We start from the raw sequence: 25,780 nt of genomic DNA, 5'->3' as shown, positions 1-25,780 counted from the left end.
GCCGCCTCGGCGGCTTTCTTGACCACCCTGAGCGCTTGACCGAGGGCGCCTCGATGACTGGTCAGTCAGCCTCGGCGGCCGCCCGGCCGACGCGACTCGCCAGTTCCAGCGCCTGAACCGTGCTGTATTGCGCATTGGTGCCATGGTTGGCCCCGGCATTGATGCGCAGGTCGACACGCAGGCCCGCCACCGCGGCCAGGCGCTGCGCCGTCTCGCGGGCGTTGCCGACCATGCGCCGTTCGGCCAGGTGCCGCTGGCGCGGGTCGCTCAGCGGGTCGTCGGCCTGCGGTTCCTCGGCACTGCCCGCGGTAATCAGCAGCTGCGCGCGAGGCGCGTCCTTGCCGGCGCGGCGCTCGAACGCGCTCAGGCGACGTTCGACAAAGCCCTGATACCACCAGATCGACGGGCTGGCGGCGACATAGCCGCTGAAGGCCTGCGGGCGCTCGAGCAGGGCGTAGAGGGTGAACAACCCGCCATAGGAGTGGCCGAACAGGGTCTGGCGCGACGGATCGACCCGATAGCGCGCGGCGATCAGCGGCTTGAGCTCGTCCTCGATGAACGCCAGGAAACGCTCGGCGCCGCCAGCGGGTGGCGCCGGGCGCCCGGGCAACCGCTGGCGGTCTGCGGCGTCGGGCGTGTAGTCCTCGGCCCGCGCCTCGAAGTTGTAGAGCTGGGTGTTCGGGTAGCCGATGCCGACCACCAGCACCGAGTCGCGTAGCGCCGGGGCGGGGCGAGCCTCGAGTGCCTGGGCCTGCAGCGCGAGCGTCGGGAACAGCGCATTGCCGTCGAGCACGAAGAGCACCGGGTAGCCCGCGGCGGGTGGCTCCTGCTGTGGTCGCGCCACGAAGATGCGGTAGTCGCGGCCGGTATGCCGCGAATGCACGCTGCGCTGTTCGGTATGCGCCAGCGTCACCGCCTGCCAGGCCGGTGCGGCGTCCTCGGCTGCGGCGCCGCCGGCCCCGAGTGTGGCGAGCAGGGCCAGTACGAGGCGCCTCACGGGTGCGCCTCGGTCCGGGCCGGCAATGGGCCGTCGCGCCATTGGACTTCCAGCGCTTCGTCGCCGGAGAAGCGTTTGAGATGGTCGGCGATGACGAAGCGCAGGCGCCGCTCGGCCTCGCCGGCCTCGGCCTGGCAATCGATCAGCAGGCGCTCGGCTTCGGCGTGCATCCGGCATTCGCCAAAGGCGAAGGCGACCTTTGCCGCGGTTTCGTCGGCCCACACTTCGGCCTTGTGGGCGAAGTGTTTGTGCAGGCGCGTCATGTTGCGTGCGGCGCGCGGCGTGGGAACCTGGGCATGGAACTGGGGCATGCGTTGTCTCCTGTGCAGACCGCCGGGCCTTCCGGCCGCGGCGGCACGGGCGGTCAGAACTGGTAGCGGGCGCCGACGCTGAAGCTGCGCGAGGGGCCGTAGAAGTTGAAGGTGCCGACGCTGCCGACCCGCGAGTAGTACTTGCGGTCCAGCAGGTTGTTCACGTCGAAGGTCGCGGTGAGCTGCTCGGTCACCGGGTAGGACAGCTTGGCATCGACCACGGCATAGCCAGGTGCGCTCAGGCGCGGGCTGCCGGCGCGTTCGATGTGAAAATCGCTCATCGCCGTGACGCCGCCAGCAATGCCCAGGCCGCGCAGGCTGCCGCCGGGCAGGGTGTACTGGGTCCACAGCGAGGCCTGGTGCCGGGGCATCAGCGCGAACAGCGCGTTGTCGTCGCCGGCGAGGTTCTCGGTCTTCATGTAGGTGTAGCCGGCCAGCACTTCCCAGTCGGGCGTCAGATAGCCGCTGATCTCGAACTCGCCGCCGCGGATGCGCGTCTTGCCGCTGGCTTCGTAGACGCCGCCGATCGGCACGCCGTTGGCGTCGATGGCGCCGGTAGCGCGGTTCTCGTCGGTCAGCTGGAAGGCACTGAGCCGGGCGTTGAGGTCGCCGCCGAAGTAGCTGCCCTTGATGCCCAGCTCGTACTGATCGCCTTCGCGCGGGTCGATGATGCGCCCGTCCGCACCGGCTTCGCTTTGTGGCTTGAATACCCGCGAGTAGCTGGCGTACAGCGAGTGCTGCGCATCCAGGTCGAACACCAGGCCGCCGTAGGGGGTGACGTAGCCCGTTTCGCTGACATCGCGGGCGGCACTGCTGTTGTCGCCTTCATAGCTGCTGACCCGCGCACCGCCGATCAGCGCCAGGCGTTCGATCGGGCGAAAGGTCAGCTTGGCGTAGAGCCCGGCCTCGCGCTCCTTCGTCTCGGTCGGCGTGCCGAAGCGGACGTCCGGCCGCGCGATGTCGGTCGGTCGATAGCTGGCGAGGTCGATCGGGCCGAGGCTGCCGCGCGCATCGGCCGTTTCGGTGTCGTAGCGCTTGTAGTCGGTGCCGATGACGAACTCGCTGACCTGCCCAAGCCATTCGAACGGCTGGCTGTAGTTGGCATCGACGGCGAGGGTGTCCTGCTCCAGGTCGCGTGCGGTGTAGGCCAGGCTGGTGGCTCCGCTGTTCACGTTGCGCGCGGTGAACGCGTAAAGGTAGTCGGTCGCGCGCCTGGAGCCGCGCACGGCGATGCGGCCGTAGCCGCCATTGTCGAAGCGATGGGTGAGTTCGGCCACGGCATCGGTGGTGCGACCGTCGAAGTCACCCCAGTCGGCGCCCAGGTAGGTCGAGCGGCTGAACGATTCGAGGCTGCCGTCGATGGCCGCCGGGTAGCCGTTGTGCGGGACGATGTCCTTGGTCTGGTGGATCAGCCCGAAGGCCAGGGTGGTGGCCTCGGTCAAGTCGATGTCCAGCGCACCATAGAAGCTTTCGCTGGTGTTGGCGTTGTAGTCGACCTCGCCATTGGTGTCGGCGCGCGAGAGCACCGTGCGGCCGCGGATGCGCCCCTGTTCGTCGAGCGGGCCGGCGAGGTCGGCTTCAAGGTATTGGCTGTCCCAGCTGCCGTAGCGGCCGGTCAGGCTGCCCTGGAATTCGCGGGTCGGGCGCTTGCGCACCATGTTGACGATGCCACCCATCTCGCTGGTGCTGTTGAACAGGCCGGAGGGCCCGCGCATGACCTCGACGCGATCGAACGGCGACAGCGACGGCAGGGTGCCGTTGATGCTCGCCATCGGCGCCGGCAGGCCATCGATGTTGAACTCGTCGTACTCGTAGCCGCGCGCATAGATCGACGAGCGTCCGCTGTCGTTGGTCAGCGTGCGCAGGCCGGTGGAGTACTTGGCCAGGTCGTCGAGGTTCACGAACTGGCGGTCGCGGATGTAATCGTGGGTGTAGACGCTGATCGACTGCGGGATGTCGCGCAGCTCGGCCGGCGTCTTGGTGCCCACGGTGGCGGCGGGCACCGTGTAGCCGCCGCTCTGCTCGGAGGACGGCATGTCGTACAGGCGGTTGCCCTCGACGGTGATGCTCTCCAGCTGAACCGCATCGCCCGGCGCGGCCACGCCCTGGGCCAGCGCGCTCAGCGGGAAAGGCGCGAGCAGGCCGGCGAGCAGCAGGTGGCGGGAACGCTGGGCAAGGCGAAGCGGGCGGGTGCGTGTGTCCATGTGGCAGCTCCTGGTGCAGAGGGCGGGCAGGTTGGCGATTGCCTCGCTCTACAAATGATAACGATTTGCATCCGAGAATGACGGCGCGTAGTCTGCCACCAGCACCTTGCTCGAACCTTTGCGCGCGCAAACATTTGCTTTGCGCGGCCATACCGGGGACCGCCGCATGCAGCAGCCTGTACACCTGATCCGTCGCGATGAGCTGCCCGCCATGAGCCAGCCTGGCCTGCGCCTGGCGCGGCCGGATGACGATCGGCTGTTCTATGGGCGGGTGCAGTGGTTGCAGCTGCGCGATGGCCTGTCGCTGCACTGGTCCGATTACGAGGAACTGCAGGATTTCGTCACCGAGAACTTGGTCGGGCCGCGGCTATCGTTCGTGCTGTTTCTCGAGGGGCAGAGCGAAGTGCAGTACGGCGACCTGGCGCTGACCTTCGGCCAGCCCGATCGCCGCCGCCCCGAGGGCGTGGCGCTGGCGATGAACGAGCCGGTGCTGTTCCGCCGCCAGGCGCGACGTGGCCGGCGCATCCGCAAACTGGTGGTGAGCCTGACGCCGGAGTGGTTCGAGCGGGCCGGTGCGCAGGACGTGGCCGGCGGTGCGCTGCATCGCTTCATGCACAGCCATCTGGTGCCGCGGCGCTGGACACCTTCGGCACGCCTGCTGACCCTGGCCGAGCAGATGCTCAGCCCGCCGGGCTACGACCCGCTGCTCGAACGGCTGTACCTGGAGAGCCGGGCACTGGACATCGCCTGCGAAGCCTTGGGCAGCCTCGCCGAGCCGCCGCCCGCGCATGGCCTGCGCCCGCACGAGCACCTGCGTGTGCAGCGGCTGACCGAACTGCTCGACAGCGGCGCGGCGGACGGCCTGTCACTGGCGGGGATCGCCCGTGAGATCGGTTGCAACGCCACGACGCTGCAGCGCCAGTTCCGGGCGCTGCGCGGCCTTTCGGTGTTCGAGTATCAGCGCCAACGGCGCCTGCAGCAGGCCCGCGAGGCGCTCGAACGCGACGGTGTCAGCGTCAGCGAGGCGGCCTGGCGTGCCGGCTACAGCAGCCCGGCCAACTTCGCCACCGCCTTCAAGCGCCAGTTCGGCGTCAGCCCGCGGCAGTTGCGCGCGCGCGTCTAGCCGGAGGTCGCCGCCCGCCGGTGAGCGCCGCGAGGCTCAGGCGACTACCCGGGCGATGGCGGCGGCCAGGGCATCGAGGCGTTCGGCATCGAGCCCGGCGACGCTGGCGCGGCCGCTTTCGACCAGGTACACCGAATGCTCGGCGCGCAGCCGGCGCACCTGTTCGGCGGTCAGCCCGGTGTAGGAGAACATCCCGCGCTGCTCGGCGATGTGCGCGAAGCGTTCGGCCAGCCCGTAGGGCATCAGCGCCTCGACCAGACCCTGGCGCAGGCTGGCGATGCGCCGGCGCATCGTTTCTACCTCGTCCTGCCAGATCTGCCGCAGCGGATCGTCGCTGAGGATGGCGGCCACCACCGCGGCGCCGTGTGCCGGCGGCGTCGACCACAGGCCGCGGGCCAGCGCCGCCAGCTGGCTGCGTACATCGAGCAGCCGTTCGCTGTCGGCGGCGAGCACGATCAGCCCGCCGGTGCGCTCGCGGTACAGGCCGAAGTTCTTCGAGCACGAACTGGTGATCAGCAGCTCCGGCAGCGTCTCGGCGAACAGCCGCACCGCCCAGGCGTCCTCGTCCAGGCCATCGCCGAAGCCCTGGTAGGCGAAGTCGAACAGCGGCAGCAGTTCGCGGCGACGCACGATGTCGAGCACCCGCAGCCAGTCGTCCTGGCTCAGGTCGAAGCCGGTCGGGTTGTGACAGCAGGCGTGCAGCAGCACCACGTCGCCGGGTGGAATGCGCTCCAGCGTGGCGAACAGGCCGTCGCGGTCCAGGCGGTTGTCGGCGCCGACGTAGGGGTAATGGCGCAGCGGCACGCCCGCCGCGGCGAACAGCGTTTCATGGATCGGCCAGGTCGGGTCGCTCAGCCAGAGGCTGCGCCCGGGCAGGCAGCGGGCAATGAACTCGCCGGCCAGGCGCAAGGCGCCGGTGCCCCCGGGGGCCTGGGTGCAACCGGCGCGCTCCTCGGTCAGCGCCAGCGCACGCGGGCTCAACACCAGGCGCAGCAACTGCGCGCCGAACAGGGCATCGCCGTGGCCGCCGATGTAGCTCTTGGTTTCTTCGCTGTCGACCAGGCGCTGCTCGGCCAGCTTGACCGCCCGTGGAATGGGCGTCAGCCCGCGGGCGTCCTTGTAAACGCCGACGCCCAGGTCGAGCTTGGCCGGGTTGGGGTCGGCGCGGTAGGCGTCCAGCAGGCCGAGGATCGGGTCGCCGGGCACGCGGGGTATCTGGCCGAAATGCATCACTTGCGGCCCTCGGCGCTGGCGGCGAGCTGGTCGGTGCGCGCGGCCATGATGAAGTCGTTGCGGTGCAGGCCGCGCATCTCGTGGCTCCACCAGGTCACGGTGACCTTGCCCCATTCGGTGAGCAGGGCCGGATGGTGGCCGACTTCCTCGGCGATGGCGCCGACCGCGTTGGTGAAGGCCAGGGCGTGGCGGAAAGTGCGGAACAGGAAGACGCGTTCCAGCTCCATGTGGTCGCCGCGTACCTCGATGTTCCAGTCGGGAATCTCGCGGATCAGCTCGGCCAGTTCTTCGTCGGATACCTTGGGCGCATCGGCGCGGCAGGCTTCGCATTGGGCTTGGGCGAGGGCGGTCATGGTGTCGGTCCCTTTGGTCTGTTGGGTGAAGGTCATTGGAAAGCCTAGGCGAATGAAAGGCCGTAGGGTGGACAACGCCGCAGGCTTGTCCACGCGTCGGGTTCGCTCCGCCTCGCTGTCGATAGATCGGGTTGCGGTCGGTGGATGAGCCTTGCGGCGTCATCCACCTGCTGCTTGGTGGCAGCCGAACCGGCGCGTGGAAAACGCCTTGCGGTTTTCCACCCTACGCCGCCTTGGGTGGAAACTTCGGCTGGTGCAGGCCCAGGCGCATGGCCTGCCGGACCAGCGCCATGATGTCCTCGCGGGCCAGTTCGAACAGCCGGTGCAGGTCCGGCAGGACGAAATACAGTGGCTGCAGGATATCGATGCGATACGGCGTGCGCATCGCCTCCAAGGGGTCGAAGGCCTGCTGCTCGGGTTCGCTGGACAGGCTGTAAAGCGTCTCCTTCGGCGAGGAGAGGATGCCGCCGCCGTAGATGCGCCGGCCGGCCGGGGTATCGACCAGGCCGAATTCCACGGTCATCCAGTACAGCCGCGCCAGGTACACGCGTTCCTCCTTGCTCGCCGCCAGGCCCAGCTGGCCGTAGGTGTGGGTGAACTCGGCGAACCAGGGGTTGGTCAGCAACGGGCAGTGGCCGAAGATCTCGTGAAAGATGTCCGGCTCCTGCAGGTAGTCCAGCTCCTCCGGCGTGCGGATGAAGGTAGCCACCGGAAAGCGCTTGCTGGCCAGCAGTTCGAAAAAGGTCTGGAAGGGAATCAGCGCCGGCACGCGGGCCACCTGCCAGCCGGTGGTCCGTTCGAGCACGCGGTTGACTTCGCCAAGCTGCGGGACGCGGTCGTTGGGCAGGGCGAGCTGGTCGAGGCCGTCGAGGTATTCGTCGCAGGCGCGCCCCGGCAGCAGTTTCAGCTGGCGCTCGATGAGGGTGTTCCACACCGCATGTTCGCTGTCCGGATAATGGATGATGCCCTCGGCGTCCGGTTCGCGGGCGACGTATCGCGTGGTTTTCATCTGACCTCCTGGCCCGACGCGGCAAGGCGCGTCTGTGAGGCAATGTTGTTGTTATCGGATGCCTCATCTGAACCCGCCAACGGAGCCTTGGGCAGCCCCGGCTGCGACAGCTTGCCGCAAGCATGGGGAGCATTTTGTAAAAAAATCATTACGCAACGGGCGAAAGCAGAACGAACGGCGCTGGCGGGCATCGAAGCCGTCAAATATTCTTGACGACAAAAGCGGCCCGCCGCGAAAAACAAGAAGGCCCATGCCATGCGTATCCGTGTGCTCTGCCAGAACCGTGTCGGCATCCTGCGCGACATGCTCAACCTGCTCGTCGATTACGGCATCAACGTCGCCCGCGGCGAAGTCGGCGGCGAGCAGGGCAATGCCATCTACCTGCACTGCCCGAACCTGATGAACCTGCAGCTGCAGGCGCTGCGGCCAAAGATCGAGGCGCTGCCCGGGGTGTTCGAGGTGCGCAAGGTCGGGCTGATGCCCAGCGAGCGGCATTCGCTGGAACTCAATGCGCTGCTCGGTGCGCTGGATTTTCCGGTGCTGTCGATCGACATGAGTGGTGCCATCGTCGCCGCCAACCGGGCCGCGGCGCAGCTGCTCGGGGTGCGCGTCGACGAGGTGCCGGGCATGAGCCTGTCGCGCTATGCCGAGGATTTCGACCTGCCGGAGCTGGTACGCAGCAACAAGGCGCGCATCAACGGCCTGCGTGTGCAGGTCAAGGGCCAGGTGTTTCTCGCCGACATCGCACCGCTGCAGTCGCAGCACGACGACAGCGAAGCCCTGGCCGGGGCGGTGTTGGCGCTGCACCGCGCCGACCAGCTCGGCGAGCGCATCTACAACGTCAGGCGCCAGGAGCTGCGCGGCTTCGACAGCATCTTCCAGAGCTCGAAAATGATGGCTGCGGTGGTGCGTGAAGCACGGCGCATGGCACCGCTGGACGCGCCCTTGTTGATCGAGGGCGAAACCGGCACCGGCAAGGAGCTGCTGGCGCGCGCCTGCCACCTGTCCAGCCCGCGCGGGCAGGCGCCGTTCATGGCGCTCAACTGTGCCGGGCTGCCCGAGTCGATGGCCGAGACCGAATTGTTCGGCTACGGCCCCGGTGCCTTCGAGGGCGCGCGCCCGGAAGGCAAGCTCGGCCTGCTCGAGCTGACCGCAGGCGGCACGCTGTTTCTCGACGGGGTCGGCGAAATGAGCCCGCGCCTGCAGGCCAAGCTGCTGCGCTTCCTGCAGGACGGCGGCTTCCGTCGGGTCGGCAGCGACGAGGAGGTCTACCTCGATGTGCGGGTGATCTGCGCGACCCAGCAGGACCTCTCCGAGCTCTGCGCCAGCGGGCAGTTCCGCCAGGACCTCTACCACCGGCTCAACGTGCTCTCGCTGCACATCCCGCCGCTGCGCGAATGCCTGGACGGCCTCGAGCCGTTGACACGCCACTTCATCGACCAGGCCAGCCGGCAGATCGGCTGCCCGCTGCCACGGCTGGCGCCGCAGGCGCTCGAGCGGCTGGCCGGCTATCACTGGCCGGGCAATGTCAGGCAGCTGGAAAACACGCTGTTCCAGGCGGTGTCGCTGTGCGACGGCGACACCATCGGCCCGGAGCACATTCGCCTGCCTGGCTACGGCGCGGCGCAGCCGCTCGGCGAATTCTCGCTCGACGGCGACCTGGGGCGGATCATGGGCCGTTTCGAGAAGGCGGTGCTGGAGAGCCTCTACAAGCAGCACCCGAGCAGCCGGCTGCTGGGCAAGCGCCTCGGCGTGTCGCACACCACCATCGCCAACAAGCTGCGCGAATACGGCATCAGCGCCGGCGCACCTGGCGCACCGCACTGACCAGCGAATCCAGGTCGACAGGCTTGCGCAGGTGCAGGTCGAAGCCGGCGCTGCGCGCCTGCTCCAGCGCGTCTCGCGAGCCATAGCCGCTGAGCGCGATAGCCGGGGTGTGGCGGTTGAGCGATTTCGCACGGATTGCGCTGATCGTCTGGTAGCCGTCCAGCCCGGGCATGCCGACATCGGAAAGGATCACGTCGTAGCGGCTGGCGGCGCAGCGTGCCAGCGCCTCTTTGCCGCTGCCGGCGGTTTCGATCTCGGCACCCTCGCTGCGCAGCAGGTCGTCGAGCATTTCCAGCACTTCGGGGCTGTCGTCCACCAGCAGGATGCGCACGCCCTGCAGCTGGCCGTTGTCATGGGCCAGGGGCTGGTCGCCGAGCTCCAGCTGCGCCTGCAGGTAGAGCGGCAGCCAGACGGTGAAGCGCGCGCCGCGACCGAGCCCGTCCGAATGCGCCTCGATACGCCCGCGGTGCAGTTCGACCAGCTGCTGCACCAGCGCCAGGCCGATGCCCAGCCCCTGTCGGCCGCGCTGGCTGTGCTGCACTTCGGCCTGGCCGAACAGGTCGAAGACCTTGGGCAGGAAGTCTTCGCTGATGCCATGCCCGGTATCGCTCACCTCGAGCCGGGCGTGCTCGCCGTCGCGGCTCAGGCGCAGGCTGATGCGCCCGCCGGGCGGGGTGAACTTCCAGGCATTGTTCAGCAGGTTCCAGACGATCTGTTCCAGCCGGGTCGGGTCCGCCTCGACGTACAGCGGCTCGGGGTCGTGTTCGCTGTCGAAGACCACGCCGTCGGCCTGGGTCAGCGGGCGAAACACCGCTTCGATGCCCTCGAGCAGCGCCTGGTAGTGCAAGGTGTCGAAGTAGAGCTTGAGCTTGCCGGTACGCAGGCGCGAGACGTCCATCAGGTCGTCGATGATGCGCGACTGGCTGCGCACCGCGGCCTGGATGCCCCTGGCGGCCTTGCTCAGCGCGGGCGACTGCTTGACCACCGGGGCGCGGATGATCAGGTCGCTGTTGAGCTGGATGAGGTTCAGCGGGTGCTTGAGTTCGTGAGAGAGCACGGCGAAGAACTGGTCCTTCTGCTCGCTGGTGCTCTGCGCATGCTCCAGGCGGCTGGCCTGTTCGCTGCTCTGGCGTTTCTGCTCGGTGAGGTCGCGGGCGATCTTGGCGAAGCCCAGCAGGCGATCGCCGTCGAGCAGTGGATTGACCAGCCCGCTGCAGTAGATCTGCTGGCCGTCCTCGCGCAGGTGCCAGCGCTCGTCCGACGCCGAGCCGTCTGCCAGGGCGCGCTGCCGCTCCTTTTGCGGAACGTCCTGCTGGCGGTCCTGTTCGCTGTAGATGCGCTCGACCGGCTGGCCGAGCATTTCGCCCTCGCTGAAGCCGAAGATGGTTTCAGCGCCGCCGTTCCAGCTGGTGACCCGGCCGTCCGGGTCCATGGTGATGATGGCGTAGCCGCGCATGCTCTGCGCCAGCCGGCGCATGTGGGCTTCGCCGGCACGCGCGCGGTCTTCGGCTTCGCGGCGGTCGCTGACGTCGATCAGGCTGAGCACCGCGCCGCAGGCCTCGCGGCCGGCGCGGTAGGGCGCCAGCCGCGCCAGATACCAGCGGCCGTCCTGGTCGGGGACCTCGCGGCGCATCCGCACGTTGTGCGTGCAGACGCTGCGCAGGTGGTCGAACAGCTGTGGGTAGTCCAGGCGCCGTGCGATCCGCTCCAGGCTGCGCTCGATGTCGCCGGCGGCCAGCGCCAGCATCTCGCGCAGGCGTGGCGAGCACCATGTGACGCGCAGGTCGCCGTCGACCAGCAGGGTGGCGATATCCACCGCGGCGATCAGGTTCTGCAGCTCGTCGGCGCTCTGGCGGGTCTGTTCGAGCTGCTGGCGCAGCCGTTCGTTGGCGGCCTGCAGGTCGTTGTCGATTGCTGCCGGCAGGGGCGCGTCGCCCGCGAGCGAGGGCGCGGCGGCACCACGCGCCTGAGCGGTGGCCTGTAGCAGCTGGTCCTGGGTTTGCTGCAGCTCGGCTTCGAGCTGGCGCATCAGGCCGTCCTGCTGGTCCGGCGGGCTCGGCAGTTCTCGGCGCGCCTGGATCTCGTCGAACAGCACCAGCAGGTGATCGCTCTGGCCTGGCTCGACCGGGCGCACCGAGATGCTGACCCAGACCCATTCACCGTCGCGCAGCACATGCACGCGCTTGGCTTCGACGCTCTCGCCGCGGCGCACCGCATCGAGCAAGGCCAGGCGCAGTTCGAGGCGCAGCTCGGGCAGCACCAGCTGCGTCAGCAGCAGCGTGGGTTCGCCGGCCGGGTGGCGCAGATAACGGCCAGCCCGTTCGCTGACGTGCAGGATCTGCCCGTTGCGATCGATCAGCATGCTGGCCGGCGTGTGCCGCTGCACGGCCAGGCGATGCGTCTCGGCCAGTGATGAGGGTTGGCCGGCGGGCGCCGGCCTGGTCTGGCCACCGCCGGTGTCGCTGGGCGCGCTGCACATGGCTGGCTGTTCTCCCTTCGGATCATCCCTACTGTAGGGACCGCTGCGCCGCTGGGCTGATGGGTGCCGTTCATCGCATCGCGGCGCTCAGCACTCGATGATGTTCACCGCCAGGCCGCCGCGGGCGGTCTCCTTGTACTTGCTCTTCATGTCGGCGCCGGTCTGGCGCATCGTGCGGATCACCTTGTCCAGCGAGACGAAGTGCCGGCCATCGCCACGCAGGGCCATGCGCGCCGCATTGAGCGCCTTGACCGCCCCCATCGCGTTGCGCTCGATGCACGGCACCTGGACCAGTCCGCCGACCGGATCGCAGGTCAGCCCGAGATTGTGTTCCATGCCGATCTCGGCGGCGTTCTCGACCTGTTGCGGCGTACCGCCGAGCACCTCGCACAGCGCGCCGGCGGCCATCGAGCAGGCCACGCCGACCTCACCCTGGCAGCCGACCTCGGCGCCGGAGATCGAGGCGTTCTCCTTGTAGAGGATGCCGATCGCCGCGGCGGTGAGCAGGAAGCGCACCACGCCGTCCTCGCTGGCACCGGGCACGAAGCGCCAGTAGTAGTGCAGCAGCGCCGGGACGATGCCGGCCGCGCCATTGGTCGGGGCGGTGACGACGCGACCGCCGCTGGCGTTTTCCTCGTTGACCGCCAGCGCATAGAGGTCTACCCAGTCGAGCACGTTCAGCGCGTCGCGCAGGTTGGCTTCCGGGTGTTCGCGCAACTGGCGGTTGAGGGCGGCGGCACGGCGCGCCACCTTCAGCCCGCCCGGCATCACGCCTTCGTTGCGGCAGCCCGCGGCGACGCAGTCCTGCATCACCTGCCAGATGTGCAGCAGGCCCTGGCGCGTCTCGGCCTCGGGGCGCCAGGCGCCTTCGTTGGCGAGCATCAGCTGGCTGATCGACAGCGCGTGCTGCTGGCACAGGGCGAGCAGTTCGCCGGCGCTGCGGAAGGGGTAGGGCAGCGGGGTGTCGTCCTCGACGATGCGCCCGCCTTCGGCCGCGCTCTGATCGAGGACGAAGCCGCCGCCGACCGAGTAGTACTCGCGGCTGGTCAGCTGCAGGCCGGCCTGATCGAAGGCGCGAAAGATCATGCCGTTGGGGTGAAAGGGCAGCGGGCGGCGGATGAAGGCCAGGCCGTCACGCGGATCGAAATCGATGCTCCGCTGGCCGAGCAGGCGCAGGCGGCGCTGCTCGCGCAGGGTCGCCAGGCGCGCCTCCACCCCCGTGGTGTCGACGCTTTCCGGCCGCTCGCCTTCCAGGCCGAGCAGTACCGCCTTGTCGCTGCCGTGGCCTTTGCCGGTGGCGCCGAGCGAGCCGTACAGCTCGACGCGCAGCGCGGCGACGCTATCGAGCAGGCCATCGTCGCGCAGCCGTTCGGCGAAGCGCAGCGCAGCGCGCATCGGCCCCACGGTGTGCGAGCTGGACGGACCGATGCCGATCTTGAACAGGTCGAAGACGCTGAGGGCCATGAGCTATGTCCGCCGAGAGGTTGTCTTGAGCCTAGCCGGTTCGGCGCGGCCGAGGGAGTGCGGTCATCGGCTGGCCGCGCTGCCGCCCCAGGGGTTGGCCTCGAGACTGTTGTGCACGGCGGTTGCACCCTGTGCGGCGTGGCCGACCGCGACGCTCATCTGTTTGAGCCCCGGCACCACGTCGCCCAGCGCATAGAGGCCGGGCACGGAGGTCTGCTGATGGGCGTCGACCAGCACTGCGCCGCTGTCATCGCAGGCGACGCCGATCCCCAGCGCGAGGTCGGAGCGAAAACGCGCACCCAGGCAGGGGTAGAGAATGTCGAAGCGATGCACCTGGCCGGCCAGCGTGGTGACCTCGATGCCGCCGTCGCGGGGTTGCAGCCGCTCGATGCCATCGAACAGCAGGTGGATGTCGTGGTGGTTCGCCAGCGCCAGCGCAGCGTCGCGGGCCGCGCGGTCGCCGCCCGGGGCGATCACCGTGACGCGGTCGCTGAAGGTGCGCAGGAACGCCGCGTGGCCGATCGCGCATTCGGCGTCGCCGTACACCGCCACGTCATGGCCGTCGACCTCGTACCCGTCGCAGATCGCACACAGGCGCAGCGCCCCGCGGGCAATCGCCGCCTGGGCATCGGGCATCTCCGGCAGGGTGTCCTCGATGCCGGTGGCCAGGATCACCCGGCGGGCGATGCAGCTTTGCCCGGCGTAGCCGACACGAAAGCCCAGTGCGTGGCGCTCGAGCGAGTCGACCCGGCCGTCCTGCAGCTGCGCGCCATAGCCCTGCGCCTGCTCGCGCAGGCGGGCCAGCAGCTCGCGGCCGGAGATGCCCGGCGGAAAGCCGGGGTAGTTGTGCGAGCGGGGGATCAGCGCCGCGCGGCTGCAGCCGGCATCGACGACCCGGCACGAGCGGCGGAAACGCGCGAGATAGAGCGCGGCGGTGAGGCCGGCTGGGCCGCCGCCGACGATCAGGCAGTCGACGTCGGCGCGCTGGCCGGGGTGATCTGGCAGGTTCATGGCGAAGTCCCGGGGTGGTGGCTTGAAGGCTGCAACAGTAGAAGCCCGCCGCGCGGGTGAAGTTCGACCGGCATGACCAAGTGAAACTGTCGGAAATGAGAGCTGGTTCGTCCTTCGAGCGTTGTCCTTTGCCGGGCGATCACCAAGAATTCCGCGCTCGCGCGCCGGCCTACCTGCCGCAGTGCGACACCATTCCAACAAGACCGACCGGCAGCCACGGCTGCCTGGACCCGTCACGCCGTCAGGGGTGCCCGCTTCGGCGCTGCAGCCCACTTTCCAAACCATCGATGCGACGCGTGCTCACGAGGCGCGCAACCGCTTTTTTTGTCTCGGGGGCCACATGTTCAAGTCCTGCGTCACGGCAGCCATCGCTGCATTCACTCTTCTGGCCGGCCCGGCCATGGCGGCCGAGGGGCAGCCGATCGTCATCAAGTTCGCCCATGTAGTGGCCGACGATACGCCCAAGGGCAAGGGCGCGCTGCTGTTCCAGAAGCTGGTGCACGAGCGCTTGCCCGGCCAGGTAAAGGTCGAGGTCTATCCCAACTCCAGTCTGGTCGGCGACGCCGACGAGATGCAGGCGCTGCTCGATAACAAGGTGCAGATGCTGGCGCCCTCGCTGTCGAAGTTCGACAAGTACACCAAGCAGCTGCAGGTGTTCGACCTGCCGTTCATGTTCGACGACCAGGCGGCGGTGGACCGCTTCCAGAAGCGCGAGAAGAGCCGTGAACTGCTGCGTTCGATGGCATCGCACGGCATCTACGGGCTGGCCTACTGGAACAACGGCCTCAAGCAGCTCTCGGCGTCCAAGCCGCTGCACCTGCCGGGCGATGCCGCCGGGCTGGCCTTCCGCGTACAGCCGTCGAAGGTGCTCGAGGCGCAGTTCGAAGCCGTCGGCGCCAAGCCGGTGCGGTTGCCCTTCGCCGAGGTGTTCAAGGCCCTGCAGAGCGGCACGGTGCAGGGCGCGGAGAACCCCTGGTCGAACATCGCCAGCCAGAACATGCACAAGGTCCAGCCCTATATCACCGAGAGCAACCATGGCGTCTTGGCCTACATGCTGGTGACCAATTCCGAGTTCTGGCGCAGTGTGCCCTTCGCCGTACGCTCCGAGCTGGAGGGCATCATTCTGGAGGTCACGCAGATGGTGAATCGCGAAGCCGAGGCGCTCAACCAGCGCGACCGCGAGCGCATTCTGGCCAGCGGCAGCAGCAAGCTGATCAGCCTCAGCGATGCCGAGCGCCAGGCCTGGCGCGAGAAGATGCTGCCGCTGTGGCAGGCCTACGAGGCCGAGATCGGTGCCGATGTGATTCGCGCCGCGCAGATCGTCAACCGTCGCTGAATCCCTTCGCTGCAAACGCTCGGGTTACCCGGCGCGCTCTACGACTTGCCAGCCAGGCAGGTCGGCGAGCTGGGTGCGTCGCGGCGCTCGAGCGCCTCTTCCAGCCATTCGGCCAGCACCTGCGCGTTGTTCAACTGCTCGTCGCGTGCCGCATAGACCAGCGTCAGCACGCCCGTTTCCGCCGGCTCCAGCAGCGCCCACCAATGCTCCGGATGCGCCGCGAGTTCGCTGCGATAGCGCTGGCGAAACTCGTCAAAGCTCAACGCACCGGTCTTGAATGCCTGGCGCAGCGCCGTCGAAGGTGCGACCTCGCGCCGCCACTCGTCCAGCTTCAGGCTTTCCTTGCGGCAGTTGCGTGGCCAGAGGCGGTCGACCAGTACACGTTGGCCGTCGGCTGGGGTCGGTGGGTCGTACGCGCGGCGGCATCGAATCATCGGCAGGCTCCTGTGCTGGGTAATCTTGACAGTGGTCGTTTGAACCATTTTGTCGGGTTATAAAAACCCGTAAGCGTGAGGTCCTATTGACCACTAAATGCTTAAATCGTTGATAAGCAAGCCTATAAAAGGCGGCACGATTCATGACTGTTCTACTGCGCAATGTCACCAACTCTAGGAGCATGAAATGAAAAAGGCGATTGCAGCGGTAGTGGGTTCGATGATTCTGCTGACCGGCGCGGCGCGTGCCGACGAGATTCTCGAAGTGCATGCGGACAACATGGTCGGCGGCGGTTTTGGCGGGCTCAGCGGCTTCATGCTCGGTGCGGTCGCCGGGCCGATCGGCGCGCTGGTCGGCGGTGGGCTGGGCTACCTGGCCGGGCAGGGCGTGCAGCAGGGCAGCGGCCTGGAGCAGACGCTCTACGTGGTACGCCGGGACGACGGCAGCATCGACCGCATCCGCAGTTCCGATGGCGGCTTCCTGGTCGGCCAGCGCATTCGTCGTGACGGTGCACACATCACCGCGATGAATCCCTGAGTCGCCCACTGTGCCTGCCGGGCTTTGCCTGCGCGGCAGCTTGCGGGATGATCCGCCCCCTGAACGGCCTTCGAGGAGTCCCTGATGAGTTATCCCCTGCTGCATGTGGTGCATCTGCTGGCGGCGATCTGCTTCATCGGCACGCTGTTCTTCGAGGTGTTGATCCTCGCGCGGGCCAAGCGCGAACTGGCGGCCGACAGCGTCCCGGCGCTGGATCGGGCTGTCGGCGCGCGTTCGCGGGTGGTGCTGCACTGGGTGGTGCTGTTCGTCTACGGCGCCGGCATCGCCCTGGCCTGGCACCATCGCCAGGCGCTGGCGGCGCCACTGGCAAGCAGTTTCGCCACGCTGCTGTGGCTGAAGATCCTGCTCGCCGTCGGGGTGTTTCTGAGCTTCGGCCTGGTTGCCGTGCTGCTGCGCCGCGGCGGCATGACACCCGAGCGTTACCGGGCACTGCACTGGGCGATCCTGGCGCAGATGATCGGCATCGTCGTTCTCGCCAAGGCGATGTTCTACCTGCACTGGTAGGTTGCGCACATAGCAGGCCTGCGCCAGGGCGTGATGACCTCGGTCAAGGGCGAAGCGGCTTTCGCAACGGTGATCGGCGGCGATTCAGCCGCTGCAGCCTCGTTGCGTCGGTGCCGCGGGCGGCTAAGGTGACGGCATCGTCCCGTCTCCGGAGCCCCACCGATGGATTTTGCCTACAGCCCCCGCGTTCAGGCGTTGCGCCAGCAGCTGCTCGCCTTCATGGATCAGTACATCGTGCCGCGCATCGGTGCCTGGCACGCCGAGGTCGATGCCGGCCACTACCCCGTGTCGTTCATGGAAGACCTCAAGGCGCTGGCACGCGAGGAGGGGCTGTGGAACCTGTTCCTGCCCTCGCTGCACGCCGACGAGCCGGGCACCGGGCTGAGCAACCTGGAGTACGCGCCGCTGGCCGAGATCATGGGGCGGGTGCCTTGGGCCTCGGAGGTGTTCAACTGCAATGCGCCGGACACCGGCAACATGGAGCTGCTGCACCTGTTCGCCAGCGCCGAGCAGCGCGAACGCTGGCTCAAGCCGCTGCTCGAGGGGCGGATCCGCTCGGCCTTCGCGATGACCGAACCGGACGTGCCGTCCTCTGACGCGACCAACATCCAGACGCTGATCCGCCGCGACGGCGACAGCTACGTGATCAACGGTCGCAAATGGTTCATCACCAACGCCTCGCATCCCAACTGCAAGCTCCTGATCGTGATGGGCAAGACCGACCCGGATGGCGAGACGCATCGTCAGCAGAGCATGATCCTGGTGCCCTTCGATACGCCCGGCGTCGAGCTGGTGCGCAACATCCCGGTGATGAGCCACATCGCCCCGGAAGGCCACAGCGAACTGCTGCTGCGCAACGTGCGGGTGCCGGCGGGCAACCTGCTCGGCCGCGAGGGCGATGGCTTCATGATGGCCCAGGCGCGGCTCGGCCCGGGGCGCATCCACCACTGCATGCGCTCGATCGGCATGGCCGAGCTGGCGCTGGAGTTGATGGTCGAGCGCGCCCAGGAACGCAAGGCGTTCGGCAAGTATCTGCAGCAGTATTCCAATGTCGCCGACTGGATCGCCGAGTCGCGCATCGAGATCGAGCAGGCGCGTCTGCTGGTGCTCAAGACGGCGTGGATGATCGACGAAGTCGGCGCCAAGGCCGCGCGCAAGGAGATCGCCATGATCAAGGCGCTGGTGCCACGCATGCATACCCGTGTGGTCGACCGAGCCATGCAGGTCTACGGCGCGATGGGCCTGACCCCGGATACGCCGCTGGCCGATATGTGGACCGGCGGCCGCGCCCTGCGCTTTGCCGACGGTCCGGATCAGGTGCACCTGCGCAGCATCGCCAAGCTGGAGCTCAAGGCCAGCGAGGACCGGCGCGGCGCCACCGCCGCCTACCTCACGCCCGGGCGCCACTGAGCCGGCCTTTCTGCGCAGCGGTTCACGCGCCGCCGCGCGGTCCCGATAACGTCACTCTTTTGGTCTAGGCTTGCCTCGGTAGCGTCATCTGCCGAGGAGTTTCGTTGACATGGCGCAATGGAATCAGACCGCCGGGACCGAGCTTGATTGCAATCAAGGGGGGAACGAGAGCCCCTCACCTACCATGCGGGCCACATCCCGTAGTGCAGTAGGTAACAGCATGAAAGCCCATCGTTTTTCCGCCCGCGGCGCCCTGCGAGCGTGGGGGAACGGCCTGGTGGTCCTCCTCGCGCTGATGATGTGCAGCTTCGGCCTCCAGGCGCGCGAGTACGAAGTCGAGCGCCAGCGCATCGAGCAGGTCTTTCCGCAGGCCGAGGTCTCCGAACCCGAGGGCGAATACCAGGTGCGAACCCTGCGCAAGGGTGACGAAATCCTCGGCTACGCCTTCCAGACGATCAACGTCGTCGACATCCCGGCCTACTCCGGCAAGCCGATCAACCTCCAGGTGCTGCTCGATCCGCAAGGCACGATCAAGGATGCCTACGTGCTCGAGCACCACGAGCCGATCCTGCTGATCGGCATTCCCGAGCAGAAGCTGCACGACTTCACCGCCAAGTATCAGGGCGTGAAGGCCGACCAGCGCGTGGTGGTCGGGCATTCCAGCGACAGCAACGCAGTGACCATCGATGCCGTGACCGGCGCCACCGTGACCGTCATGGTGGTCAACGAGATCGTCATGCGCGCCGCCCACGAGGTGGCCGTCTCGCTCAAGCTGGTCGAGCCCGCCGCCGGCGGCCGCAGCAAGCCGGCGACCGTTCGCGCCGACGTCTACCAGCCGGCCAGCTGGGCCGAGCTGACCGGCAACGGCGCGATCCGCCGCCTGCTGCTGACCTACGGCCAGATCGACGAGGCCTTCAAGGGCACCGAAGCCGAAGGCATCGACGAGGCCGAGCCGGACGAGAAGGGCGAGACCTTCATCGACCTGTACGCCACCGAACTCAACCCGCCGACCATCGGCCGCAACCTGCTTGGCGAGGCGCAGTACACCGACCTGATGAGTACGCTCAAGCCGGGCGAACACGCGATCGCCGTGCTCGGCAGCGGCGACTACTCGTTCAAGGGCTCGGGCTATGTGCGCGGCGGCATCTTCGATCGGGTGCAGCTGCGCCAGTTCGGCAACATCATCAGCTTCCGCGATCTGGACTATATCCGCCTGTCGGACGTCTATGCCGAAGGCATGCCCGAGTTCCGCGAGATGGCGATCTTCATCATCCGCGAGCACGTCGCCTTCGACCCGGGCTCGCCCTGGTCGCTGGAGCTGCTGGTACGCCGCCAGACCGGCCCGGTGGCCGGGGTGTTCACCAGCTTCGAGCTGCCTTACCAGATGCCCGAAGCCTACATCGAGCGGCCGCAGCCGACGGCCGAGGAGCTGGCCGCGATCGAAGAGGCCAACCGGCCGATGTGGGTCAACATCTGGTACCAGAAGAGCTTCCAGATCGGCGTGATCGTCGCCGCCCTGGGCCTGCTGACGGTCATCCTGTTCCTGCAGGACAAGTTCACCCAGCACCCCAACTTCCTGCACTGGCTGCGCCGCGGCTACCTGATCTTCACCGTGGTGTTCATCGGCTGGTACGCGCTGGGGCAGCTGTCGGTGGTCAACGTGCTGACCTTCGTGCATGCCCTGTTCCAGGACTTCCGCTGGGAGCTGTTCCTCTCCGATCCGGTGATCTTCATCCTCTGGACCTTTACCGCGGCGAGCATCCTGCTCTGGGGGCGCGGCGTGTTCTGCGGCTGGCTGTGCCCCTTCGGCGCGCTGCAGGAGCTGATCAACGAGGCCGCGCGCAAGCTGAAGATCCCGCAGTACGAGCTGCCCTTCGCGGTCCACGAGCGGCTCTGGGCGATCAAGTACATCATCCTGCTGGTGCTGTTCGGCATCTCGCTGGAGTCGATGATGATGGCCGAGAAGGCCGCCGAGGTTGAGCCGTTCAAGACCGCGATCATGCTCAAGTTCGACCGCCAGTGGTGGTTCGTCCTCTACGCGGTGTTCCTGCTGGTCATCAACATCTTCACCCGCAAGGTTTACTGCCGCTACGTCTGCCCGCTCGGCGCGGCGCTGGCGATCCCGACCAAGCTGCGCCTGTTCGACTGGCTCAAGCGCCGCAAGGAGTGCGGCAGCCCCTGCCAGCTGTGCGCCAAGGAATGCGAGATCCAGGCGATCCACCCGGACGGCCACATCAATGCCAACGAGTGCCACTACTGCCTCGATTGCCAGATGACCTACCACAACGAGCACAAGTGCCCGCCGCTGGTGAACAAGAACAAGCGCAAGAAGCGCGAGAAGCCGGCCCCGGCCGACGCCAACCTGATTCCCGTCGTTGAAGTCGTTGAACCCTGAGTGCCCGCCGCCGGCGAGTCGCTCGCAACCAACACACCCCTGTGTTTGTGAGTCAAAAGGAGCAACACCCCATGAGTGACAAGAGCAAGAATCCAGAGACCCTGGAAAAGGGCGGCCTGAGTCGCCGCAGCTTCCTCGGCGCCTCCGCGATGACCGGTGCGGCCGTGGCTGCGACGGCCTTCGGCGGCGCGGTGATGACGCGTGAATCCTTTGCCGCCGCCGCCAAGGAAGCACGTTCCAAGATCGAAGTCGGCCCGGGCGAACTGGACGAGTACTACGGTTTCTGGAGCGGCGGCCACCAGGGCGAAGTGCGGGTGCTGGGCATCCCTTCGATGCGCGAGATCATGCGTATTCCGGTGTTCAACGTCGACTCGGCGACCGGCTGGGGCCTGACCAACGAGAGCAAGGCGGTGCTCGGCGAAAGCGCCAAGTACAAGAACGGCGACTGCCACCACCCGCACATCTCGATGACCGACGGCAAGTACGACGGCAAGTACCTGTTCATCAACGACAAGGCCAACACCCGCGTCGCGCGTATCCGCCTGGATATCATGAAGTGCGACAAGATCCTGACCGTACCGAACTGCCAGGCCATCCACGGCCTGCGCCTGCAGAAGGTGCCGCACACCAAGTACGTGTTCGCCAACGCCGAGTTCGTCATCCCGCATCCGAACGACGGCAAGGTCTTCGACCTGCAGGACGAAAACAGCTACACGATGTACAACGTCATCGACGCCGAAAAGATGGAGATGGCCTTCCAGATCATCGTCGATGGCAACCTGGACAACACCGACGCCGACTACACCGGCCGCTTCGCCGCGTCGACCTGCTACAACTCGGAAAAGGCCTACGACCTCGGCGGCATGATGCGCAACGAGCGCGACTGGGTCGTGGTGTTCGACATCCACGCGGCTGAAAAAGCGGTCAAGGCCGGCAAGTTCATCACTCTCGGCGACTCCAAGGTGCCGGTGCTCGATGGCCGCAAGAAGGACGGCAAGGACAGCGAATTCACCCGCTACATCCCGGTGCCGAAGAACCCGCACGGCTGCAACACCTCGCCGGACGGCAAGTACTTCATCGCCAACGGCAAGCTGTCGCCGACCTGCACCGTGATCGCCATCGACAAGCTGCCCGACCTGTTCGACGGCAAGCTGAAGGACCCGCGCGACGTCGTGGTCGCCGAGCCGGAGCTGGGTCTCGGCCCGCTGCACACCACCTTCGACGGCCGTGGCAACGGCTACACCACGCTGTTCATCGACAGCCAGCTGTGCAAGTGGAACATCGAGGACGCCATCCGCGCCTACAAGGGCGAGAAGGTCAACTACATCCGCCAGAAGCTCGACGTGCACTACCAGCCGGGGCACAACCACGCCTCGCTGTGCGAAACGCGCGAAGCGGATGGCAAGTGGGTCGTGGTGCTGTCGAAGTTCTCCAAGGACCGTTTCCTGCCGACCGGCCCGCTGCACCCGGAGAACGACCAGCTGATCGACATCTCCGGTGACGAGATGAAGCTGATGCATGACGGCCCGACCTTCGCCGAGCCGCATGACTGCATCATGGCCCGTCGTGACCAGATCAAGACCAAGAAGATCTGGGATCGCAACGACCCGTTCTTCGCCGAGACCGTCAAGCGCGCCGAGAAGGATGGCATCAACCTGACCGCCGACAACAAGGTCATCCGTGACGGCAACAAGGTTCGCGTGTACATGACCTCGATGGCGCCGACCTACGGCGTCAACGAGTTCACGGTCAAGCAGGGCGACGAAGTCACCGTGACAATCACTAACATCGACCAGATCGAGGACGTGTCCCACGGCTTCGTCATGGTCAACCACGGTGTGAGCATGGAGATCAGCCCGCAGCAGACCTCTTCCATCACCTTCGTGGCAGACAAGCCCGGCCTGCACTGGTACTACTGCAGCTGGTTCTGCCATGCCCTGCACATGGAAATGGTCGGCCGCATGATGGTCGAGCCTGCGTGACCCGATCGCCCCGGCTCAGGCCGGGGCGCATCGACCGAGGCGGCGCCAGTGGCGCCGCCGCACCGGAAAAGCCCGAAAGCCGAACAAGGTAATTGCAGTGCTCGTATCTCGGACCAACGGCAGATTCCACCTCCTGGCGCTTGTTGCGCTTCTCTTTCTCGGTGGCGGCGCCCAGGCGGCGCAGCCCCTCTCGTCGCTGCCGCTCGAAGCGCTGGGCGACAACCACTGGCTGCTGCCGGCTGGCGAGCACCTGGGCCAGTTCCGCATCGACCAGCCGCTCACGCTGCGCTGTGCGCCGGGCGCCGTGCTCGATGCCGGGGGCCAGGGCAATGCCCTGACCATTGCCGCCGCGCAGGTCACTGTCGAAGGCTGCAACATTCGTAACTGGGGCCGCGACCTTACCGCGATGAACTCGGCGATCTTCGTCGAGCGCAGCGGACGCGGCGCCATCCTGCGCGACAACCACCTCGAAGGAGCCGGCTTCGGTATCTGGCTCGACGGCACGGCCGATGTCAGCGTGCTCGGCAACCGTATCGAGGGCGACCCCAGCGTGCGCTCGCAGGACCGCGGCAACGGCATCCACCTGTACGCGGTGACCGGTGCGCGCGTCGTCGGCAACCATGTGCAGCAGACCCGTGACGGCATCTACATCGACACCTCCAACGGCAACCGCCTGGAAGGCAACGTGCTGGAGGACCTGCGGTACGGCGTGCACTACATGTTCGCCAACGACAACAGCGTGATCGGCAACGTCACCCGCCGCACGCGTACCGGCTATGCGCTGATGCAGAGCCGCAAGCTCACCGTCGTCGGCAACCGCTCCGAGCATGACCAGAACTACGGCATGCTGATGAACTACATCACCTACTCGACCATTCGCGACAACTTCGTCAGCGAAGTGCAGTCCGGCGACACCGGCGGTGACAGCATGATTTCCGGGGGCGAGGGCAAGGCGCTGTTCATCTACAACTCGCTGTTCAACACCATCGAGAACAACCACTTCGAGAAGAGCGCGCTGGGCATCCACCTGACCGCCGGCTCGGAGGACAACCGCATCGCCGGCAATGCCTTCGTCGGCAACCAGCAGCAGGTCAAGTACGTCGCCACTCGCACCCAGGAATGGTCGCAGGACGGGCGCGGCAACTACTGGAGCGACTACCTGGGCTGGGACCGCAACGACGACGGCCTGGGCGACGTGCCCTACGAGCCGAACGACAACGTCGACCGGCTGCTGTGGATGTACCCGCAGGTGCGTCTGCTGATGAACAGCCCCAGCATCGAACTGTTGCGCTGGGTGCAGCGCGCCTTTCCGGTGATTCGCTCGCCCGGCGTGCAGGACAGCCATCCGCTGATGGCCCTGCCGACGCAAAATCTCTTGAAACAGGAACCCCAGTCATGAACGCCGTTGAAATCCAGGGCGTCAGCCAGCGTTACGGCAGCATGACCGTACTGCACGATCTGCATCTGAGCCTCGGCGAAGGCGAGGTGCTGGGCCTGTTCGGCCACAATGGCGCGGGCAAGACCACCAGCATGAAGCTGATCCTCGGCCTGCTCGCGCCAAGCCTCGGCGAGGTCCGTGTGCTTGGCCGCGCCCCGGCCGATCCGCAGGTGCGCCGCCAGCTCGGCTACCTGCCGGAGAACGTCACCTTCTACCCGCAGCTCAGCGGCCGCGAGACGCTGCGCCATTTCGCCCGGCTCAAGGGCGCGGCGCTCGGCCAGGTCGACGAACTGCTCGAACAGGTCGGCCTGACCCACGCGGCCGATCGCCGCGTCAAGACCTATTCCAAGGGCATGCGCCAGCGCCTCGGCCTGGCCCAGGCGCTGCTCGGCGAGCCACGCCTGCTGCTGCTCGACGAGCCCACCGTCGGCCTCGACCCGATCGCCACCGGCGATCTCTACCGGCTGATCGACACCCTGCGCCAGCGCGGTACCAGCATCATCCTCTGCTCCCACGTGCTGCCAGGCGTCGAGGCGCACATCAACCGTGCGGCGATCCTCGCCAAGGGCCGCCTGCAGGCGGTCGGCAGCCTGGCGCAGCTGCGTGCCGAGGCCGGCCTGCCGGTGCGCATCCGCGCCAGCGGCCTGGACCAGCGCGACCGCTGGCTCAGCCGCTGGCAGGAGGAAGGCCACAGCGCCCGCTCGCTGAATGAAACGAGCCTGGAAGTGGTGGCCTGCAACGGCCACAAGCTGGTGCTGCTGCGCCAGCTGCTCGGCGAGAGCGAGCCGGACGATATCGAGATCCACCAGCCGTCGCTCGAGGACCTCTACCGCTACTACATGGAGCGCGCCGGCGACGTGCGCGCCGAGGAGGGCAGGGCATGAACCAGGTCTGGAACATCGCACGCAAGGAGCTCAGCGACGGCCTGCGCAACCGCTGGTTGCTGGCGATCAGCCTGCTGTTCGCCGCGCTCGCCGTTGGCATCGCCTGGCTCGGCGCCGCCGCGTCCGGGCAACTCGGCTTCACCTCGATCCCGGCGACGATCGCCAGTCTGGCGAGCCTGGCGACTTTTCTTATGCCACTGATCGCGCTGCTGCTGGCCTATGACGCGATCGTCGGCGAAGACGAGGGCGGTACGCTGATGCTGCTGCTGACCTATCCGCTGGGGCGTGGGCAGATCCTGCTCGGCAAGTTCGTCGGCCACGGCCTGATCCTGGCCCTGGCGGTGCTCATCGGCTTTGGTTGTGCGGCGCTGGCGATCGCCCTGCTGGTCGAGGACATCGAGCTCGGCATGCTCGCCTGGGCATTCGGTCGCTTCATGCTGTCCTCGACGCTGCTCGGCTGGGTGTTTCTCGCGCTGGCCTACATCCTGAGCAGCAAGGTCAACGAAAAATCCAGCGCGGCCGGCCTGGCGCTGGGCGTGTGGTTTCTCTTCGTGCTGGTGTTCGATCTGCTGCTGCTGGCCCTGCTGGTGCTCAGCGAGGGCAAGTTCAGCCCCGAGCTGCTGCCCTGGCTGCTGCTGCTCAACCCAGCCGACGTGTACCGGCTGATCAACCTGTCCGGCTTCGAAGGCAGCAGCGCCATGGGCGTGCTGTCCCTGGGGGCCGACCTGCCACTACCCGGCGCCATGCTCTGGCTCTGCCTGCTGCTGTGGGTCGCCGTTTCACTGCTCGTTGCCTTCGCCGTGTTCCGTCGGCGCATGGCCTGATTC

General features: G+C 67.3%; 22 protein-coding genes. 11 read left to right on the top strand and 11 right to left on the bottom strand.

The window, feature by feature from the left end; translation table 11 throughout:
- Nucleotides 1–61 precede the first annotated feature (61 nt).
- Genes CL52_RS16790 through CL52_RS16780 form a run of 3 tightly spaced genes read right to left on the bottom strand, consistent with a single transcriptional unit; the run spans nucleotide 62 to nucleotide 3,512 of the window.
- Nucleotides 62–997 (bottom strand): alpha/beta hydrolase, encoded by a 936-nt coding sequence (locus tag CL52_RS16790; RefSeq protein WP_043221942.1) that lies wholly within the window; start codon nucleotides 995–997, stop codon nucleotides 62–64.
- The gene (locus CL52_RS16785) at nucleotides 994–1,308 is read right to left on the bottom strand and encodes a DUF2218 domain-containing protein (RefSeq protein ID WP_043221940.1); all 315 of its coding nucleotides are present in this window, start codon (nucleotides 1,306–1,308) and stop codon (nucleotides 994–996) included. Before CL52_RS16785 ends, CL52_RS16790 begins: the two co-directional genes overlap by 4 nt.
- Nucleotides 1,309–1,361: 53 nt before the next feature.
- On the bottom strand, nucleotides 1,362–3,512 hold the full coding sequence (locus CL52_RS16780) for a TonB-dependent siderophore receptor (RefSeq protein WP_043221939.1): 2,151 nt from the start codon (nucleotides 3,510–3,512) through the stop codon (nucleotides 1,362–1,364).
- A gap of 166 nt (nucleotides 3,513–3,678) precedes the next feature.
- On the opposite strand from CL52_RS16780, the gene CL52_RS16775 reads away from it, so the two are divergent.
- Nucleotides 3,679–4,635, top strand: a complete 957-nt coding sequence (locus CL52_RS16775; RefSeq protein ID WP_043221937.1) for a helix-turn-helix transcriptional regulator — start codon at nucleotides 3,679–3,681, stop codon at nucleotides 4,633–4,635.
- Between the two features lie 36 nt (nucleotides 4,636–4,671).
- On the opposite strand, the gene CL52_RS16770 is transcribed toward CL52_RS16775, so the two are convergent.
- The 4 genes from CL52_RS16770 to CL52_RS21160 all read right to left on the bottom strand — a co-directional run bounded on the left by CL52_RS16770 (nucleotide 4,672) and on the right by CL52_RS21160 (nucleotide 7,487).
- A complete protein-coding gene (locus CL52_RS16770) occupies nucleotides 4,672–5,865 on the bottom strand; it encodes an amino acid aminotransferase (RefSeq protein ID WP_043221934.1) in 1,194 nt (397 codons plus the stop codon).
- The gene (locus tag CL52_RS16765) at nucleotides 5,865–6,221 is read right to left on the bottom strand and encodes a 4a-hydroxytetrahydrobiopterin dehydratase (protein WP_041108580.1); all 357 of its coding nucleotides are present in this window, start codon (nucleotides 6,219–6,221) and stop codon (nucleotides 5,865–5,867) included. Before CL52_RS16765 ends, CL52_RS16770 begins: the two co-directional genes overlap by 1 nt.
- A gap of 223 nt (nucleotides 6,222–6,444) precedes the next feature.
- Complete coding sequence (gene phhA, locus CL52_RS16760; RefSeq protein WP_043221932.1) at nucleotides 6,445–7,230, bottom strand: phenylalanine 4-monooxygenase; 786 nt, start codon at nucleotides 7,228–7,230, stop codon at nucleotides 6,445–6,447.
- Nucleotides 7,227–7,487: a hypothetical protein gene (locus CL52_RS21160; protein ID WP_139047986.1), complete on the bottom strand. Its 261-nt coding sequence runs from the start codon at nucleotides 7,485–7,487 to the stop codon at nucleotides 7,227–7,229. The genes phhA and CL52_RS21160 overlap by 4 nt, the downstream gene beginning before the upstream one ends.
- Here CL52_RS21160 and CL52_RS16755 point away from each other — a divergent pair.
- Complete coding sequence (locus tag CL52_RS16755) at nucleotides 7,486–9,057, top strand: sigma-54-dependent phenylalanine hydroxylase transcriptional regulator PhhR (RefSeq protein WP_043221930.1); 1,572 nt, start codon at nucleotides 7,486–7,488, stop codon at nucleotides 9,055–9,057. The genes CL52_RS21160 and CL52_RS16755 overlap by 2 nt on opposite strands.
- Here CL52_RS16755 and CL52_RS16750 read toward each other — a convergent pair.
- The 3 genes from CL52_RS16750 to CL52_RS16740 all read right to left on the bottom strand — a co-directional run bounded on the left by CL52_RS16750 (nucleotide 9,026) and on the right by CL52_RS16740 (nucleotide 14,011).
- Entirely contained in the window at nucleotides 9,026–11,536 is a 2,511-nt protein-coding gene (locus CL52_RS16750; protein WP_052264590.1) for an ATP-binding protein, read from the bottom strand. The two genes, CL52_RS16755 and CL52_RS16750, sit on opposite strands and share 32 nt — an antisense overlap.
- A gap of 87 nt (nucleotides 11,537–11,623) precedes the next feature.
- The gene (locus tag CL52_RS16745) at nucleotides 11,624–13,000 is read right to left on the bottom strand and encodes an L-serine ammonia-lyase (RefSeq protein ID WP_043221928.1); all 1,377 of its coding nucleotides are present in this window, start codon (nucleotides 12,998–13,000) and stop codon (nucleotides 11,624–11,626) included.
- Between the two features lie 63 nt (nucleotides 13,001–13,063).
- Nucleotides 13,064–14,011: an NAD(P)/FAD-dependent oxidoreductase gene (locus CL52_RS16740; RefSeq protein ID WP_052264589.1), complete on the bottom strand. Its 948-nt coding sequence runs from the start codon at nucleotides 14,009–14,011 to the stop codon at nucleotides 13,064–13,066.
- A gap of 340 nt (nucleotides 14,012–14,351) precedes the next feature.
- Here CL52_RS16740 and CL52_RS16735 point away from each other — a divergent pair, with 340 nt between their 5' ends.
- Entirely contained in the window at nucleotides 14,352–15,347 is a 996-nt protein-coding gene (locus tag CL52_RS16735; RefSeq protein WP_052264588.1) for a TRAP transporter substrate-binding protein, read from the top strand.
- A gap of 38 nt (nucleotides 15,348–15,385) precedes the next feature.
- Here the strand turns inward: CL52_RS16735 and CL52_RS16730 are convergent, their stop codons facing one another.
- A complete protein-coding gene (locus CL52_RS16730) occupies nucleotides 15,386–15,781 on the bottom strand; it encodes a DUF488 domain-containing protein (protein ID WP_043221925.1) in 396 nt (131 codons plus the stop codon).
- 187 nt (nucleotides 15,782–15,968) lie between these two features.
- Here CL52_RS16730 and CL52_RS16725 point away from each other — a divergent pair, with 187 nt between their 5' ends.
- The 8 genes from CL52_RS16725 to CL52_RS16690 all read left to right on the top strand — a co-directional run bounded on the left by CL52_RS16725 (nucleotide 15,969) and on the right by CL52_RS16690 (nucleotide 25,777).
- Entirely contained in the window at nucleotides 15,969–16,319 is a 351-nt protein-coding gene (locus tag CL52_RS16725) for a hypothetical protein (RefSeq protein WP_041107732.1), read from the top strand.
- 84 nt (nucleotides 16,320–16,403) lie between these two features.
- Nucleotides 16,404–16,844: a CopD family copper resistance protein gene (locus CL52_RS16720; RefSeq protein WP_043221923.1), complete on the top strand. Its 441-nt coding sequence runs from the start codon at nucleotides 16,404–16,406 to the stop codon at nucleotides 16,842–16,844.
- A 162-nt stretch (nucleotides 16,845–17,006) separates the two neighbouring features.
- On the top strand, nucleotides 17,007–18,254 hold the full coding sequence (locus CL52_RS16715) for an acyl-CoA dehydrogenase family protein (RefSeq protein WP_043221921.1): 1,248 nt from the start codon (nucleotides 17,007–17,009) through the stop codon (nucleotides 18,252–18,254).
- Nucleotides 18,255–18,474: 220 nt separating this feature from the next.
- On the top strand, nucleotides 18,475–20,649 hold the full coding sequence (gene nosR, locus CL52_RS16710; protein WP_043221920.1) for a transcriptional regulator NosR: 2,175 nt from the start codon (nucleotides 18,475–18,477) through the stop codon (nucleotides 20,647–20,649).
- 71 nt (nucleotides 20,650–20,720) lie between these two features.
- Complete coding sequence (gene nosZ, locus CL52_RS16705; RefSeq protein WP_043221918.1) at nucleotides 20,721–22,631, top strand: TAT-dependent nitrous-oxide reductase; 1,911 nt, start codon at nucleotides 20,721–20,723, stop codon at nucleotides 22,629–22,631.
- A 97-nt stretch (nucleotides 22,632–22,728) separates the two neighbouring features.
- Complete coding sequence (locus CL52_RS16700; RefSeq protein WP_043221915.1) at nucleotides 22,729–24,030, top strand: nitrous oxide reductase family maturation protein NosD; 1,302 nt, start codon at nucleotides 22,729–22,731, stop codon at nucleotides 24,028–24,030.
- Nucleotides 24,027–24,953: an ABC transporter ATP-binding protein gene (locus tag CL52_RS16695; RefSeq protein ID WP_043221914.1), complete on the top strand. Its 927-nt coding sequence runs from the start codon at nucleotides 24,027–24,029 to the stop codon at nucleotides 24,951–24,953. The genes CL52_RS16700 and CL52_RS16695 overlap by 4 nt, the downstream gene beginning before the upstream one ends.
- Entirely contained in the window at nucleotides 24,950–25,777 is an 828-nt protein-coding gene (locus tag CL52_RS16690) for an ABC transporter permease (RefSeq protein WP_043221912.1), read from the top strand. Before CL52_RS16695 ends, CL52_RS16690 begins: the two co-directional genes overlap by 4 nt.
- The last annotated feature ends 3 nt before the right edge of the window (nucleotides 25,778–25,780 follow it).

Source organism: Stutzerimonas balearica DSM 6083, from assembly GCF_000818015.1.
Lineage (GTDB): Bacteria > Pseudomonadota > Gammaproteobacteria > Pseudomonadales > Pseudomonadaceae > Stutzerimonas > Stutzerimonas balearica.
This window is presented reverse-complemented; position numbering and strand designations above follow the sequence as displayed.